This is a genomic window from Pseudomonas sp. 06C 126 (assembly GCF_001855215.1).
Lineage (GTDB): Bacteria > Pseudomonadota > Gammaproteobacteria > Pseudomonadales > Pseudomonadaceae > Aquipseudomonas > Aquipseudomonas proteolytica.
In genome coordinates, this window is the sequence record NZ_MIFU01000008.1 from 1 (window position 1) to 463 (window position 463).

The 463-nt window shown below is 61.6% G+C and carries 1 protein-coding gene; it reads left to right on the plus strand.

Annotated elements, in window-relative coordinates; translation table 11 throughout:
* Positions 1–463 (plus strand): RHS repeat protein (locus tag BHC62_RS03890; protein ID WP_143007479.1); only part of this gene is annotated, 463 nt, incomplete at both ends.

The following is a 463-nucleotide window of genomic DNA, read 5'->3' on the forward strand; positions in this document are numbered from 1 at the left end:
TGTCTGGGATGACCACGGCCGCGTCACCCTGCTCAACGTCGATGGCAGCCAGGAAGTCTATGTGCATGACCCGCGCGCACGGCTGGTGCAGCGGGTTGATCCGGACGGCGGCGAGCATTTCAAGTCTTACGACGCCCAGGGTCGGCTGACGGTTGAGCAGGATCCCCTCGGCGCGATTACGACCTATCAGTACGACGAGGCTGGGCGCTTGGTGGCGCTGTTTCCGGGGGATGACGAGCCTACCGCCTACGAGTATGAGCATGGTTTCGTACGGGTCATGCGCCGGGGTGCGGCGGTCTGGAAGTACCAGCGTAATGATCAGGGCGATATCACCCGCCAGACTCATCCGGACGGCAATGTTACCGAGTACAGCTATGACAAGCGCGGGCAGCTTTTAGCGGTTTGGTATCCGGATCACAGCTGTCAGCGCCTGACCTGGAATGACCTTGGGCAGTTGGTGGGG